This window comes from Burkholderia sp. Bp9015, from assembly GCF_003853505.1.
In the GTDB taxonomy this organism is placed as follows: Bacteria; Pseudomonadota; Gammaproteobacteria; order Burkholderiales; family Burkholderiaceae; genus Burkholderia.
In genome coordinates, this window is sequence record NZ_QTPZ01000021.1 from 81298 (window position 1) to 95767 (window position 14470).

Annotated in this window: 19 protein-coding genes; 12 read left to right on the forward strand and 7 right to left on the reverse strand. The window is 68.8% G+C overall.

Going from position 1 to position 14470, the window contains the following annotated elements:
• Nucleotides 1-185 precede the first annotated feature (185 nt).
• Nucleotides 186-1391 (reverse strand): MFS transporter, encoded by a 1206-nt coding sequence (locus DIE12_RS22260; protein WP_124521698.1) that lies wholly within the window; start codon nt 1389-1391, stop codon nt 186-188.
• Nucleotides 1392-1432: 41 nt separating this feature from the next.
• Entirely contained in the window at nt 1433-1693 is a 261-nt protein-coding gene (locus DIE12_RS22265) for a DUF4148 domain-containing protein (RefSeq protein ID WP_124521700.1), read from the reverse strand.
• 224 nt (nt 1694-1917) lie between these two features.
• On the opposite strand from DIE12_RS22265, the gene DIE12_RS22270 reads away from it, so the two are divergent.
• The 3 genes from DIE12_RS22270 to dctA all read left to right on the forward strand — a co-directional run bounded on the left by DIE12_RS22270 (nt 1918) and on the right by dctA (nt 5178).
• Nucleotides 1918-2811, forward strand: a complete 894-nt coding sequence (locus DIE12_RS22270) for a LysR family transcriptional regulator (RefSeq protein WP_124521702.1) — start codon at nt 1918-1920, stop codon at nt 2809-2811.
• A gap of 88 nt (nt 2812-2899) precedes the next feature.
• Nucleotides 2900-3859: a LysR family transcriptional regulator gene (locus DIE12_RS22275; protein WP_044843375.1), complete on the forward strand. Its 960-nt coding sequence runs from the start codon at nt 2900-2902 to the stop codon at nt 3857-3859.
• Nucleotides 3856-5178: a C4-dicarboxylate transporter DctA gene (gene dctA / locus DIE12_RS22280; protein WP_124521704.1), complete on the forward strand. Its 1323-nt coding sequence runs from the start codon at nt 3856-3858 to the stop codon at nt 5176-5178. The genes DIE12_RS22275 and dctA overlap by 4 nt, the downstream gene beginning before the upstream one ends.
• Nucleotides 5179-5202: 24 nt before the next feature.
• Here dctA and DIE12_RS22285 read toward each other — a convergent pair whose 3' ends face one another.
• The 5 genes from DIE12_RS22285 to DIE12_RS22305 form a co-directional block, all read right to left on the reverse strand.
• Nucleotides 5203-5985 (reverse strand): substrate-binding domain-containing protein, encoded by a 783-nt coding sequence (locus tag DIE12_RS22285; RefSeq protein WP_124521706.1) that lies wholly within the window; start codon nt 5983-5985, stop codon nt 5203-5205.
• A 56-nt stretch (nt 5986-6041) separates the two neighbouring features.
• Nucleotides 6042-7337, reverse strand: a complete 1296-nt coding sequence (locus DIE12_RS22290; RefSeq protein ID WP_124521708.1) for an MFS transporter — start codon at nt 7335-7337, stop codon at nt 6042-6044.
• A gap of 285 nt (nt 7338-7622) precedes the next feature.
• The gene (locus tag DIE12_RS22295; protein WP_044843379.1) at nt 7623-8099 is read right to left on the reverse strand and encodes a PRC-barrel domain-containing protein; all 477 of its coding nucleotides are present in this window, start codon (nt 8097-8099) and stop codon (nt 7623-7625) included.
• Nucleotides 8100-8190: 91 nt separating this feature from the next.
• Complete coding sequence (locus DIE12_RS22300) at nt 8191-8622, reverse strand: CBS domain-containing protein (protein WP_044843380.1); 432 nt, start codon at nt 8620-8622, stop codon at nt 8191-8193.
• A 97-nt stretch (nt 8623-8719) separates the two neighbouring features.
• A complete protein-coding gene (locus tag DIE12_RS22305) occupies nt 8720-8971 on the reverse strand; it encodes a hypothetical protein (protein WP_124521710.1) in 252 nt (83 codons plus the stop codon).
• A 187-nt stretch (nt 8972-9158) separates the two neighbouring features.
• Between DIE12_RS22305 and DIE12_RS22310 the strand changes: the two genes are divergently transcribed.
• From DIE12_RS22310 to DIE12_RS22350, 9 genes are all read left to right on the forward strand, one after another.
• Nucleotides 9159-9464, forward strand: coding sequence for a hypothetical protein (locus DIE12_RS22310; protein ID WP_044843382.1), 306 nt, complete (start codon nt 9159-9161; stop codon nt 9462-9464).
• Nucleotides 9465-9698: 234 nt separating this feature from the next.
• Nucleotides 9699-10055 (forward strand): hypothetical protein, encoded by a 357-nt coding sequence (locus DIE12_RS38705; RefSeq protein WP_260426161.1) that lies wholly within the window; start codon nt 9699-9701, stop codon nt 10053-10055.
• Nucleotides 10052-10363, forward strand: a complete 312-nt coding sequence (locus DIE12_RS22320; protein ID WP_044843383.1) for a hypothetical protein — start codon at nt 10052-10054, stop codon at nt 10361-10363. The genes DIE12_RS38705 and DIE12_RS22320 overlap by 4 nt, the downstream gene beginning before the upstream one ends.
• Nucleotides 10364-10420: 57 nt before the next feature.
• Entirely contained in the window at nt 10421-10732 is a 312-nt protein-coding gene (locus tag DIE12_RS22325) for a hypothetical protein (RefSeq protein ID WP_124485798.1), read from the forward strand.
• A 255-nt stretch (nt 10733-10987) separates the two neighbouring features.
• Nucleotides 10988-12418, forward strand: coding sequence for an RNA polymerase factor sigma-54 (locus DIE12_RS22330; RefSeq protein WP_124521818.1), 1431 nt, complete (start codon nt 10988-10990; stop codon nt 12416-12418).
• A gap of 74 nt (nt 12419-12492) precedes the next feature.
• The gene (locus DIE12_RS22335; RefSeq protein WP_044843386.1) at nt 12493-12681 is read left to right on the forward strand and encodes a DUF3008 family protein; all 189 of its coding nucleotides are present in this window, start codon (nt 12493-12495) and stop codon (nt 12679-12681) included.
• Between the two features lie 54 nt (nt 12682-12735).
• Nucleotides 12736-12897: a DUF1328 domain-containing protein gene (locus DIE12_RS22340; RefSeq protein ID WP_044843387.1), complete on the forward strand. Its 162-nt coding sequence runs from the start codon at nt 12736-12738 to the stop codon at nt 12895-12897.
• Complete coding sequence (locus tag DIE12_RS22345) at nt 12894-13280, forward strand: DUF3022 domain-containing protein (RefSeq protein WP_124521714.1); 387 nt, start codon at nt 12894-12896, stop codon at nt 13278-13280. Before DIE12_RS22340 ends, DIE12_RS22345 begins: the two co-directional genes overlap by 4 nt.
• Before the next feature lie 124 nt (nt 13281-13404).
• The gene (locus DIE12_RS22350; protein ID WP_124521716.1) at nt 13405-14454 is read left to right on the forward strand and encodes a Ku protein; all 1050 of its coding nucleotides are present in this window, start codon (nt 13405-13407) and stop codon (nt 14452-14454) included.
• Nucleotides 14455-14470 lie beyond the last annotated feature (16 nt).

Below are 14470 nucleotides of genomic sequence, written 5' to 3' on the forward strand. Positions count from 1 at the left end.
GATGCAGCAACCGGCATGCCGCGTGCGGTCGAGATGGACGCGTCGTGTGTCGGAGCCGCATCCGGTGATGGCGGGGGACAGGGGATCCAGGCAGCCCCCGGCGATGTTCCAGCCGCCTTGCACGGTACGACTTGCAAAACGGCATCGAGCGGCCCGGAGCGGCCTAGAGCGCCGTCGTGCGGTGCTCAGCCGCCTGCCGTGCGCGCAGCGGCGGCGCGTCCCGCCGCGAACGCCGCCACGCCGGCGCAAACGAGCAGCGCCGCACTCATCGCGAAGGTCGCGCGATAGCCGTGCAGGTCGTACAGCAGGCCGCCTGTCGTCGCGCCGAGCGCGATCGCGAGCTGCACGACCGCGACCATCAGGCCGCCGCCGGCTTCCGCGTCATGCGGCAGCGCGCGCGCGAGCCACGTCCACCAGCCGACGGGCGCGGCCGTGCCGGTCAGTCCCCACAGGGCAAGCAGGCCCGCGGTGGCGGCGGTCGACGCGCCGCACCACACGAGCGCGACGGCGATCGCGGCCATCAGCAGCGGGGTGACGCCGAGCGTGCGGTACAGCCCGTTCTTCAGGCACGCACCGATCAGGATCGTCCCCGCGACCCCGGCCACGCCGATCGCGAGCAGCATCAGCGACAGCGTGGCATTGCCGACGTGCGTCACCGTTTCGAGGAACGGCCGCAGGTACGTGAACAGCGCGAACTGTCCCATGAACAGCAGGCTGACGGCCGCCATGCCGAGCGCGACCGGCACGCGGCCGAGCAGTGCGAGCGCATTGGCGGGCGCCGCGTGCGATGCGGCTTTCATCGGCGGCAGGCTGACGAGTTTCCAGCCGAACGCGAGCGCCGCGACCGGCACGACGCAGAAGAATGCCCAGCGCCAGCCGACGATGCCGCCGAGAAAGCTGCCGAGCGGCGCCGCGACGACGGTCGCGAGCGCGTTGCCGCCGTTCACGATCGCCAGCGCGCGCGGCACCTCGCCATCGGGCACCAGCCGCATCGCGGTCGCGGCCGACATCGACCAGAACCCGCCGATCGCAACACCGATCAGTGCGCGCCCCGCGATGAAGGCAACGTAATTCGGTGCGAACGCAACGATCGTGCCGGAGACGATCGTCAGCAGCGTCAGCACGAGCAGCAGCCGCTTGCGATCGCGCCGCCCGGCCAGCGACGCGATGAACAGGCTCGTCACGAGCGCGAAGGCGCCGGACACGGAAATGGCCTGGCCCGCCTGGCCTTCGCTGACGTGCAGGTCGGTGGCGATCGGCGTCAGCAGGCTGACCGGCATGAATTCGGACGCGACGAGCGCGAACGCGCCGAGCGCCATCGCGAGGACGGCGCCCCATGCGGCGGTTTGAACGGGCGCGGGGCGCCGGTCGGAAGTGGCAACGGCTTGCATCGTCGAAGCGGTGCGGATCGTGGGCGAAGGGGCGGCGTCGGTCAGTCGCAGCGCGCGGCGGCCGCGCCGCGATCGGCCAGATGCGTGCGGGCGCCGGCATCGTGCGCGGCCATGACGCGTACGGACGCGGCCTGGGCATCGTCCACCCACGTGCGCGGATTCGCGCGTGCCGGATTGAAGCCGGCGGCTTCGTAGCGAATCATGTCTTCGCGCACCTGCTCGCGCGTCAGGCCCTGCGCATGGGCGAACAACGGGCCGGACACGGCAAGTGCGGCGACGAGAAGGCGAAGAGCGGATTTCACGAGACGGACTCCGGAAAGGAATGCAGGGGAGCTCCCCAAAAGTCGGCTACGGCCGCACGGGGACCCGAAGGCTTCGCAGTCTATCGACCCACGATCGATCGATTAAGTAGCGCACTGAGCTTGGACTTATAAGTCAGGCTAATGAATAGACGGAAGCCGTACCGGGTGGCGCGCGGCGGCGTCGGTGCTAGGATGGGCGTCCGTTTCGACAGGAGCCGTCCGACATGCCGCGCGAAAACCTCAACGATCTGCTGGCGTTTCTCGCGGTGGCGCGCGACCGGAGCTTCACGCGCGCGGCGGCGCGCCTCGGTGTGTCGCAATCGGCGCTGAGCCAGACGGTGCGCGATTTCGAAGCGCGGCTCGGCGTGCGGCTGCTGACGCGCACGACGCGCAGCGTGGCGACGACCGAAGCGGGCGAGGAACTGTTCCGGACTGTCGCGCCGCGCATCGACGAGATCGAAACGAAGCTCGCCGCGGTGGCCGATTTCCGCGACAAGCCGGCCGGCGTCGTGCGGATCACGGCCACCGAGCATCCGATCGACACGATCATCTGGCCGAAGCTCAGGAACGTGCTGCCCGACTACCCCGACATCCGCGTCGAGTTCTCGGTCGACTACGGGCTGTCGAACATCGTCGAGGAGCGCTACGACATCGGCGTGCGCTACGGCAACCAGGTCGCGAAGGACATGATCGCGGTGCGCATCAGCCCGGACATCCGGATGGCGATGGTTGCGTCGCCGGCCTATTTCGACGGCCGCAAGCCGCCGAAGACGCCGCAGGACCTGCTCGATCACGATTGCGTGACGCTGCGGCTCGCGACCGCGAAGGGCATCTACGCATGGGAGCTGAAGAAGGGCAGGAACGAGATCCAGGCGCGCGTGAACGGGCGGATCACCTGCAACACGCAGCCGCAGATGCTGCAGGCGGCGCTCGACGGATTCGGCATCGCGTTCGTCACCGAGGACATCGTGCTCGACCACGTGCACGCCGGCAGGCTGCGCATCGTGATGCCGGACTGGTGCCCGGTCTTTCCCGGCTATCACGCGTACTACCCGAGCCGCCGCCAGGCGTCGCGCGCGTTTTCGATCGTGATCGATGCGTTGCGGCATCGCGCGTAGCGGGGCGGCGGAGCCGGCATCTCCGGGCTGGGTGTGGCTGCCCGAATCATGCAAAATACCGGGCATTCGAGATGTGGAGACACGGCCCGTGGGAATCAACTTCGATTTGACCGATTTGCAGGCGTTTCGCGCGGTGGTGGAGCTGGGCAGCTTCCGGAAGGCCGCCGAGGCGATCAGCATTTCGCAGCCCGCGTTGAGCCGCCGGATCGACAAACTGGAGGAAGCGCTCGGCGTGCGTCTGTTCGAGCGCACCACGCGCAGCGTCTCGCTGACCACCGTCGGCCGCGTGTTCGCGCCGAGCGCCGAGCAGTTGCTGGACGATCTCGACGTCGCGCTGCTCGGCATCCGCGACGTTTCGTCGAGCCGGCTCGGTCACGTGACGATCGCGTGCGTGCCGTCGGTCGCCTACTACTTTCTGCCGAACGTGATCGCAAGCTATCACCGCCGCTTTCCGCGCATTCGGGTCAAGCTGCTGGACGCGAGCGCGAACGAGGTGCTGAGCGCCGTCATCAGCGGCGAGGCCGATTTCGGCGTGAGCTTCATGGGCAGCCAGGAGCCCGAGGTCGAATTCAAGCTGCTGCTGCAGGAGCGGTTCGTCGCCGCGTGCCGGCGCGACCATCCGCTCGCGCGCAAGAAGCGCGTGACCTGGAACGAGCTTTACGAGTACGAGTACGTGTCGGTGGACAAGACGTCCGGCAACCGCCTGTTGCTCGACCAGGCGCTGACGAGCGTCGCGCCGCGGGCGCCGAGCGTGTGCGAGACGCGCCACGTGACGACCATGCTCGGGCTGGTCGAGGCAGGGCTCGGCGTCGCCGCGGTACCGTCGATGGCGATGCCCGGGCACGACCATCCGCTGCTCACGAGCGTGCCGCTCGTCGAGCCGGCGGTCAAGCGCCGCGTGGGCATCGTGAAACGGCGCGGACGCCCGCTCACACCGGCCGCGGAAGCGTTCCACCAGGCGGTCGTCGATGCGAAGCGCGGCGATGGATCGAAACAGGTGGCGCATGCGGCGAATACGGCCGGAACATCGGGCAAGACCGCATCGTGACGCTGGCAAGACCGCTTCGTTCGCTCTACGTGCAGGTTCTGCTGGCGATGGTGCTCGGCGTGAGCGTCGGCCATTTCTGGCCGTCGGCGGGCGCGATGCTCAAGCCGCTCGGCGATGCCTTCGTCGGCCTCGTGCGGATGATGATCGCGCCGGTCGTGTTCTGCACGATCGTGTCGGGCATCACGTCGCTGGCGAACGGGACCGCCATCGGGCGCACGATCGTCCGCGCGCTGGTGCTGTTCTATCTGCTGACCGCCGCCGCGCTCGCCTTCGGGCTCGTCGCCGCGTTCGTGCTGCAGCCGGGCGCCGGCATGCACGTGGACGTGCGCCATCTCGACGCGAGCGTCCTTGCGCCCTATACGCGGCATGCGCCGCCGCGCGGGTTGGTCGAGTTTGCGTTGAGCGTGATCCCGGACACGATGCTCGGCGCGTTCCAGCAGGGCGAGGTGCTGCCGGTGCTGCTGCTGGCGCTGCTGTTCGGCTTTTCGCTCAATGCGGCTCCGCAGGCGGGCCGGCCCGTGCTGGCGCTGATCGACGGCGTCGCGCAGATCGTCTTTCGCGTGCTGGCGATGATCATGCGGCTCGCCCCGCTCGGGGCATTCGGCGCGATGGCCTTCACGGTGGGCCGCTTCGGCATCGGCTCGGTCGGCTCGCTCGCGCGGCTGATGATGTCGTTCTACGTGGCCTGCGGGCTGTTCGTCGCGCTGGTGCTCGCACCGCTCGCGCGGTTGCACGGATTCGCGTTGTGGCGGCTGCTGCGCTACCTGCGCGAGGAACTGCTGATCGTCCTCGCGACCTCGTCGACGGAGCCGGTATTGCCGCGGCTGATCGTCAAGCTGGAGTCGCTCGGTTGCGACAAGGGCGTGGTGGGGCTCGTGCTGCCGGCCGGCTATTCGTTCAACCTGGACGGCACCGCGATCTATCTGACGCTCGCGGCATTGTTCATTGCGCAGGCGTGCGACGTGCCGCTGTCCGCGCCGCAGATCGCGGCGATGCTGGCCGTCATGCTGCTGACGTCGAAGGGCGCGGCCGGCGTGTCCGGCAGCGGGCTCGTCGCCCTCGTCGCGACGCTTGCCGTGATGCCCGACCTGCCAGTTGCCGGGGTCGCGCTGCTGGTCGGCATCGATCGCTTCATGTCCGAGGCGCGTGCGCTGACGAGCGTGATCAGCAATGCGTGCGCGGTGATCTTCGTATCGTCGTGGGAAGGGGCGTGCGATCGTGCGCGTCTCGTGCGGGTGCTGAACGCGGCCGGGCCGGAAGGCCCGAATGGCGCCGACGATGCCGGGGCCGGCGCCGGGCGCGACGGGAAGGCGGTCTGACGCGCGCCTTCCCGGGTTGCGGGCTCAATGCGCGGAGACGGAATCCAGCCCGGTCGATTTGACTTCCGCCTGCACGTCGGGCGACGCGAGATAGTCGAGGAGCGCCTTCGCTTCCTCCGGATGCTGCGCGCCGACCGGGATGCCGGCCGCGAAGCGCGTGACGGACTGCAGCGCTTCGGGAATCTTGCCGACGAAGGTCGCGCCCTTCACGGGCAGCAGTTCGCTCACCTGCTGAAAGCCGATTTCGTAGTCGCCGTTCGCGACCACGGAGGCGACCGGGATCCGCGGGATCATCTTCGCTTTCGATTTCACCTGGTCTTCGATGCCGAGCTTCTTGAACAATTCCCGCTCGATGTAGACGCCGCTCGCGCTGTCCGAGTACGCGATCGACTTCGCATGCAGCAGCACTTCCCTGAGGCCGTCGGCCGAGCTGATGTCGGGTTTCGCCGCGCCGTCGCGCACGACCATGCCGATCCGCGAATCGGCCAGCTCGACGCGCGATCCGGGGATCACCTTGCCTTGCTTGATCAGGTCGTCGAGCGCGTAGCCGACCATGATCACCGCGTCGGCCGGCTCGCCGCGCGCCAGCCGGTTCGGAATCGCTTCAGGCGACTTGCCCATCGACGGGCCGAGCGCGGTGTCGAGCGTGTTGCCCGTGCGGGCCGCGAACTGCGGGCCGAGCCGCTTGTAGGCGGCGGTGAAGCCGCCCGAGCTCATCACGTGCAGCTCGGCGGCCTGCACGTTCGCGGCGATTGCGGAGGTGGCGACGAGTGCGGTCGCGCACAGTTTCAGGAGCAGGTTCTTCATGGTCGTGGTCGTGGCCTGGGTCGTGCGAAGTCGGGGCAGGGATTCGGAATGCGGCGTCAGTGCGCCGGTGTCAGCGTCGCCGGATGGCGGCGATAGAGTACGAACGTCGCGAGCAGCGCGCACACCGCGGCGAGGCTCATCCAGTAACCGGGTGCGGCCTTGTCGCCGGTCATGTGAATCAGCGCCGTGGAGATGGCAGGCGTGAAGCCGCCGAACACGGCCGTCGCGAGGCTGTAGGCGAGCGAGAAGCCAGCCACGCGCACCTCGACGGGCATCACTTCCGTCAGCGCGACGACCATCGCGCCGTTGTAGATCCCGTACATGAACGACAGCCACAGCAGCACGAGCAGCATGTTGATGAACGACGGCGCATGTGCGAGCAGCGACAGCGCGGGGTACGCGGTGGCGATCGCGAGCAGCGTCATGCCGACCAGCAGCGGCCGGCGGCCGATGCGATCGGACAGCGCGCCGCCGATCGGCAGCCACACGAAGTTCGATACGCCGACGCACAGCGTGACGAGCAGGCTGTCGGCGGTGCTCAGGTGCAGGACCGTCTTGCCGAACGTCGGCGCGTAGACGGTGATCAGGTAGAAGCTCGTGGTCGTCATCGCGACCAGCATCATGCCGGCGACCACGACACCCCAGTTGTGCGCCAGCGTGCCGAACACTTCCTTCATGCTCGGGCGGTGCCGGCGCGCCTTGAACTCCTGCGTTTCCTCGAGGTTGCGGCGCAGCATGAAGATGAACGGCACGATCATGCAGCCGACGAAGAACGGCACGCGCCATCCCCACGCGGCGATCGCCGATGCGCTCAGCCATTGATTGAGCGCGAAGCCGAGGCCGGCCGCGACGACGATCGCGACCTGCTGGCTGGCCGACTGCCAGCTCGTGAAGAAGCCCTTGCGGCCGGGCGTGGCCATTTCGGCGAGGTAGACCGACACGCCGCCCAGTTCCGCGCCTGCCGAAAAGCCCTGCAGCAGTCGCCCGATCAGCACGAGCGCGGGCGCGAGCAGGCCGATCGTCGCATAACCGGGGACGAACGCGATCAGGATGGTGCCGCTCGCCATGATCGCGAGCGTGACGATCAGGCCCTTGCGGCGGCCGACGTCGTCGATGTACGCGCCCAGCACGATCGCGCCCAGCGGCCGCATCAGGAAGCCGGCGCCGAAGACCGCGAAGGTCATCATCAGCGAGGCGAACTCGTTCGCGGTGGGAAAGAACACGGCGGCGATCTGCGTCGCGTAGAAGCCGAACAGGAAGAAGTCGAACTGCTCGAGGAAGTTGCCGGCCGTCACGCGGAATACCGCGGCGGCCTTCGAACGTCCGGTCGAAAGGCTGGGCGAGGGGTGCATCAGGGTGTCTCCAGAGAATACGGGAATGGCGCGGGGCGCGACCGATTGTCGTTTTGGCAATGTTCGCCCGGAGACGGGGAAACGTTAAGTGCGAATTTTGGAAGGATTGATGTTGTTTGGTTATCAATCGGGCGGCGCGCGCCACGACTGTCGCGCGCCCGGCAGGTGGCCGCGACGCCGGCTTCACAGCACCGGACCGGCCCGGCGATCCGTCACGAAGAAAGCCCAAAAAAAGCCCCGCTTTCGCGGGGCACGTCGGCTAATACACCGGCAAATCGAGAGCGATCAATGCTGGTCGCGCGCGCGCGGATCGTTCAGGTCCTCGGTCGGATCGGTCAGCCCGAGCTCGTCGCCCGCGCTCCAGTACGGCGTGCTGCCGTAGTACTCGTGCAGCGGCTCGGCCCATTGCGGGTCGGCCATCGCCGGCCAGTGATCCTTGTCGAAGCCCGGCGCGTTGCGGATTCGCTCGGATGAGACCGACAGCAGGAAACACTTGCGCTCGGTATCGAGCGTGAGCGCGCTCCACGGAATCGCAAGCAGCTTGTCGCCGATGCCGAGCAGGCCGCCGCTCGACAGCACGGCGTACGCGACGCGGCCCGAGCGCACATCGAGCATGATGTCCTTGATCTTGCCGACGTCGTCGCCATCGGTCGTATAGACCTTGTCGCCTTCCAGCGTGTCGGCCGCCATCACGTCCGGGCCGGGCCCGGCCGCGGTTGCGGCCCCCTTGCCGACGATGCGGGTCTGTCCTTGAGTCTGCATGGTTGTCCTCCTGGCTGCGTGGAGCGCGACCGTGCCCGGGATGGGCCCTGCGGGTCGCGCGGGTAGTCGGGGCGGGGCGCGAATGGCCCCGTCACGTCTGCTTCGGTTGCGACACGCCTTCGAGCGTGTTCGCGACGTCGTCGCGTGCGGGGCCAGCCGTGCGCGTCGCGATGTCCGCGAGCGACAGCATGCCGACGAGCCGCTTGTCGTGATCGACGACGGGCAGGCGGCGCAGTTGCGCGTCGGCCATGTAGTGCTGGATCTCTTCCAGCGAATCGTCCTCGAAACACCATTCGATCGGACCCGAGGCGACTTCGTGGATCCGCGTTTCCGGCGGCTTGCCGGCCGAGATCGCGCGCACCGCGAGATCGCGGTCCGTGACCATGCCGATCAGCCGGTTGTTGTCACATACGGGCAGCGCGCCGATGTCATAGCGCTCCATCAATTGCGCCGCATGACGGATCGAGTCGGTCGGCGCGATGCGCACGACGTCCTGCGACATGATTTCGTTGACGCGTTGCATGAAGTCCTCCTTGCGGGTTGAATCCGGGCCGTGCGGGGCAACAAGCGGGCAGCAAGCGGCGTGCCGTTCGGCAGCGGTGTCCGTCGAGTGCCGGCCGTCATTCGTCGCGGCGTCGGGCGGGGTCCTGCCACGGGCCGTCGTCGTGCGTGCCCGGCGGCGTGTCGGGCTCGATGCGCGTGACGCCGCCGGTCGCGGGCGGATCGCTCGCGGGGAACGTGTCCTCGAGCTGCTTGTCGATATGGCGCTCCGAGTGGCGCGTCTTCGTTTGATCCTGGTCCTTCAACGGCGGCGACGGATCGCGCTGCGGTTGGTGCGGCGCGTCGCGGCCGGTTCGGGTCGATTCCTTCATGGCGGGGCTCCGAGGCGGTGACGATGACGCGGTGATCGCGCAACGGCCGTGCCTGTCGCGACCGCGCGGCACGGGACTTGCCGCTTCTTCGATGGATGACTACGCAGGACGACGACGCAGGATGCCGGCCACAACGCGCGGTGCAATGCTCCGCACACACACACACGCAAATCAAGCGGGAGGCACGATGACGATTCCCAAACGGCGGCCAGGGGTGCGCTATGAGATCAACGTATGCGGCGGCGGGTTCGAGTCGGTGAAGAGCCATTTCAGCGCGTGGAAACAGGAGCCGCTGATCTACCGGCCCGATCGCCGGATGTTCGAAGGCAAGGCCGACGTGCGGCCGCTCGGCGACGAGACGTTCGGCTCGACCGAGCCGGCGCGGTTCGCGCTGCAGCGCGCGTGCGAGCCGGCCGATCCGTATGCGCTCGCCGCGCGGGTGCGCGACGACGACCACGAGCTGTGGCTCGTGATGGCCGCGTACGACGCGTAGCGCGCTGCCCTTGAAAGAATTGCAGCGCGTGGTGTAGCGAAGGCACGGCGTACGGCGGGATGGCGCGCGCGACCGCGCGCCGGCGCACGGAAAGGCGGCGTGCGAGGCGGCGTGCACGCCGGCACGCAGACGGCACGCAGCTTGCGGCCCTGCCTTTCGTGGACGATCGGGCGGCGCACGCCGCGCCAATCGATCAGGCCCCGCGAGGACGACGCAACGATCGAATGCCCCCCGATGAACCGAGACCCCGCCCAGTCGCTGCACCGGCCCGAACCGCCGATCCCCGACGTCGAACCGGACCCCGAGCCGCCCGCGCCGGATGACCTGCCGCCCGGCACGCCGGAGCCTTATCAGGATCCGGAAGGCGACCCGCCCGGGCATCCGCCGCCGGAGCGTGAGCCGCCGACGCGGGCGCCGCCGGTTCACGCGCGGCCGAACCACGGGCTGCCGATTCCTGCGCCGCCGATTCCTGTGCGGCCGATTCACGCGCTGCCGATTCATGTGCCGCCCATTCACGCGCCGCCGGTCCACACGCCGTCGACCGGCGGGCCGCCGATTGCGTCCATCCCACCCACGGAGAGCCCACGATGAGCATCAGCGTGAAACCCGGCATGCTGCGCGACGTGGCCGAGACGCTCGGCCGTCATTTCGAGGCGCGCGCGATGCCGTTCCATGCCGAGGAGCAGCCGGCCGGCGCGCTGCATTTCGGCTTTCGCGTCGACGGTCATCCGGCGTCGCTGACCGTGACTTTCGACGCCGACGCGTTCGCGGCGCTCGAGCAGGCCGGTATCGAGCGGCAACGCGGCGCACTGATGCGCGTCGCGGCCGAATTCGACACGATGATGGCCCGTCGCGCACCGAACGCGTATGCGGGCGATTTCCATTTCAACCGGCTCTGAGCCGCGCCGTCACGGCCGGCCCGGTGCCGCGCACCGCACTTCACGGAGGAGGTTCCGATGAAACCGATCCAGACGATACGCGTGTGCGCCTGTGCGTTCGCCGCTGCGTGCGCGCTGGGCGCATGCACGCAACCGCAGGGCCCCTACGGCACGCGTGGCGCACCGCCGGCGCCACCGGACGGCCACGGCGCGTCGCCGACCACGACGATGCCGGACGCGAATACGCGTTACGACACGCGCCCGTCGCCGTACAACACGCTGCCGCCGGGCGCGACCGGCGGCGAGCCGGTCGACGTGCCGCCGCCGGGGCCGAACGGCGTGCAGGGCGGTCAAACGCTGCCGGGCACGCCGCCGCCGATGCAGTACTGACCGCGGCACCCTGCACGGATGCCGCGCAACGATATCGCCTGCGAAGGCATATTTGCGCGACGGCGACGGCATATCCGCGCGGAGCGAATGCCGTGCCCCCTAACTTGCTGGCGCTTGTAAAAAAGGGGGCGCCCGGGGCCGCGGCCGACGGGGTACGAACCCGCGAGAGCCCCGCCGGACGGCGCTTCGCCTTCCTGGCACGGTAGCTGCATGGATTCGCATAAACGCATTCCGCACACCGTCAGGAGGGCATCGATGTCCGTCACGCTTGCGCTCCAGATGCGACAGCATCTGGCACTCACGCCGAGGCTTCAGCAGTCGCTTCGCCTGCTGCAGTTGTCTTCGCTCGAATTCCAGCAGGAATTGCGACAGGCGCTCGACTCGAATCCGTTTCTCGAAGACGGGCAGGGCGACGAAGAAGCCGCCGACGCGCCCGAACCCGAGGCCGAAGCCGCACCGCCCGAGCCGCCACCCGAGCACGAGGAAGTGCGCCCGCCGGACGGCGACGTGTCGTACACGGCCGCGCCGACCACGCGAGGCACCGGGCGACAGGCCGACGACGCGGGCGACCAGTCGCCCGGCGAGTGGATGGCCGCCGAGCCGTCGCTGCACCAGCAGCTGCACGAGGCATTGCGGCTCTATCCGCTGAACCGGCGCGACCGCGAGGCCGCGCGCATCGTGATCGACGCGCTCGACGAAGACGGCTACCTGCGTCAGGAGCTGGGCGAGCTGCTGGTCGCGGCCGATCCGGCGCGGCTGCTGTCGGAACAGGATCTCACGGTCGCGCTGCGGCTCGTGCAGATGCTGGACCGGCCGGGCATCGCCGCGCGCTCGCTGTCCGAGTGCCTGCTGCTGCAGCTCAACGCGATTCCGGCCGGCACGCCGGCGCTCGCGGAAGCGAAGGCCATCGCGCGCGACCATCTCGAACGGCTCGCGCGCCGCGAGACGGCGGAGATCCAGCGGCGCCTCGGCTGCAACCAGGCGACGATGCAGGCCGCCTGCGCGCTGGTGCGCGCGCTCGATCCGCGCCCCGGCAATCACTACGGCAGCACGCGCGGCGACTACGTGATACCCGACGTGATCGTGCGCCAGGTGCGCGACGAATGGATCGTGACGATCAACCCGGCCGTGCTGCCGCGCGCGCGGCTGCACGAGCGCTACGCGACGCTGTTCGCGCAGTCGAGCGGCGAGCGCGATTCGCCGCTGGGCCAGCAGCTGCAGGAAGCGCGCTGGCTGATCCGCAACGTACAGAAGCGCTTCGACACGATCCAGCGGGTCGGCGAATGCATCGTCGCGCGGCAGCGCGACTTCTTCCGCTACGGCGAGATCGCGATGAAGCCGCTCGTGCTGCGCGACATCGCCGAGGAGCTCGACCTGCACGAATCGACGGTCTCGCGCGCGACGGGCAACAAGTACATGGCCACGCCGCACGGCACGTTCGAATTCAAGCATTTCTTCCCCCGCAAGCTGGAGGCGGCCGGCAAGGGCGTGTGCTCGGCATCGGCCGCGAAGGTGCTGATCCGCGACATGATCGCCGCCGAGCGCCATAACGATCCGCTGTCCGACGTCGCGCTCGCGCAGAACCTCGCGGGCCGCGGCATCCTTCTTGCGCGTCGTACCGTCACGAAGTATCGCCAGGCGATGAAGATTCCGCCGGCCGACCTGCGCCGGCGCGACGCCGCATGACGATACCGTCCGAACCGCGCGCGGCCCGCCCGTGAGCCACACGGACGTCGCGCGTCACCGAGAGGAGGAAAGCCATGCCAGCCAAGTCCCAGGCACAGCAACGCGCCGCAGGAGCCGCCCTGTCGGCCAAGCGCGGCGACACGAAAATGAAGGACCTGAAGCCGCCTGCGAAGTCGATGGCCAAGTCGATGAGCGAAAAGGAACTCGAAAAAATGGCTTCGACGCCGGTCCACGGCAAACCCAGGCACAAGCACGATTCGTGATCGACGGCGACACGCATCGACGATCACCGTTCTTCAGGACTCCAGGAGGCATTCATGCTTCGTTACGCCATCATCTTCCTCATCATCGCGCTCGTCGCCGCCTTGTTCGGCTTCGGCGGCATCGCGGCCGGCGCGGCCGAGATCGCGAAGATCCTGTTCTACATCTTCGTCGTGATCTTCCTCGTCACGCTGCTGCTGGGGGTTGTCAGGCGATGACGACCGCCCCCGACCGTTCGCAGCGCATCGCGGAACTCGAGCATGCGCTCGCGAACGGCTTTCCGTCGCAGTCGACCGTCGTCGTGCACGCGGACGACGCGTCCGGGCGGCTGACGATCCAGGTGTCGTGGGTGCGCGTGCCGTCCGATGAGGACGCGCGTCAATGGCGCTGCGCGGTCGACCTGCGTTTCGATCCCGACGTGCTCACGCGCTATGCGTCGCTCGGCGCGGCCGATCGCCTGCGCGTGCGCACGCAGCTGTGCGACCTCGCGCGGCGCGCGGTTGACGAGCACAAGCCGCGCGTCGAGGACGCCGAGATCGAATGCAGCGTCGCGCTCGACGTGACGCGCGCCGAACTCGACCGCGCGTTGCGCGCGCCCTGACCGACGCAGCCCGCATCGACGCTTTGGCCGCCGTCGCGACACGCGCCGTGCGGCGCATCCATGCCCGTGACGGTTTCTGGTGTGTGCCGCCACGCGCTCGCGCACCCGGCAAAGGAGAACACGCATGGCATCGCGGATGATCTGGAAAGGCGCGATCAGCTTCGGGCTCGTTCACGTGCCCGTGCAGCTGTTTCCCGCGACGCGCACCGTGAAGCCGTCGTTCCGGCTGCTCGACAAGCGCTCGATGGACCCGGTCGGCTATCGGCAGATCAACAAGCGCACCGGCAAGGAGGTCGCGCGCGAGGACATCGTGCGCGGCTACGAGTACGAGAAGGAACGCTACGTCGTGCTGACCGACGAGGAGATTCGCGCGGCCAATCCGGAATCGACGCAAACCGTCGACATCCTGACGTTCGTCGACGCGGACGCGGTATCGTTCCTGTATCTCGACACGCCGTACTACCTCGTGCCGGACCGCAAGGGCGAGAAGGTCTATGCGCTGCTGCGCGACGCGCTGAAGGACAGCGGCAAGATCGGCATCGCGCTCGTGGTGATGCGCGACCGCCAGCATCTCGGCGCGCTGATTCCGGTCGGGCCGCTGCTCGCGCTCGACACGCTGCGCTGGCAGGAAGAACTGCGGCCGCTCGACGAACTGACGGTGCCGGCCGACGACGCGAAACACGCGGGCGTGACCGCGCGCGAGCTCGGGATGGCGAAGAAGCTGATCGACGAGATGGCGGGCAAGTGGACGCCGGACGAGTATCACGACACGTTTCGCGACGACATTCTCGAGCTGGTCGAGCGCAAGGTGCGCGCGGGCAAGATCGAGGAGATCGAAGAGCGGCCACCGCAGACGGGCCGCGCGGCGACCAACGTGGTCGACCTGACCGAGCTGCTGAAACGCAGCCTGAAGGGCGGCGGCGGTGGCGCGCGCGCGGCGGGCCCGCGCAATGCGGGCGACGACGAGGGCGCGGAGGCGGAAGCGTCGTCTTCTTCCGCGTCGTCTTCTTCTGCGTCGTCGCGCGGCGGCGCGCGCCGCAAGCCGGCTTCGAAGGCCGCGCCGAAAGGCTCCGCCGAGAAGACGCCGGCGGCGAAGCGGCCGGCCGCGAAACGTGCCGCGACCGGCGAGCATGCGGCGAAGAAAACCGCCGCGCGCCGCAAGCACGCCGCATGATGCGCGGCGACGCGAG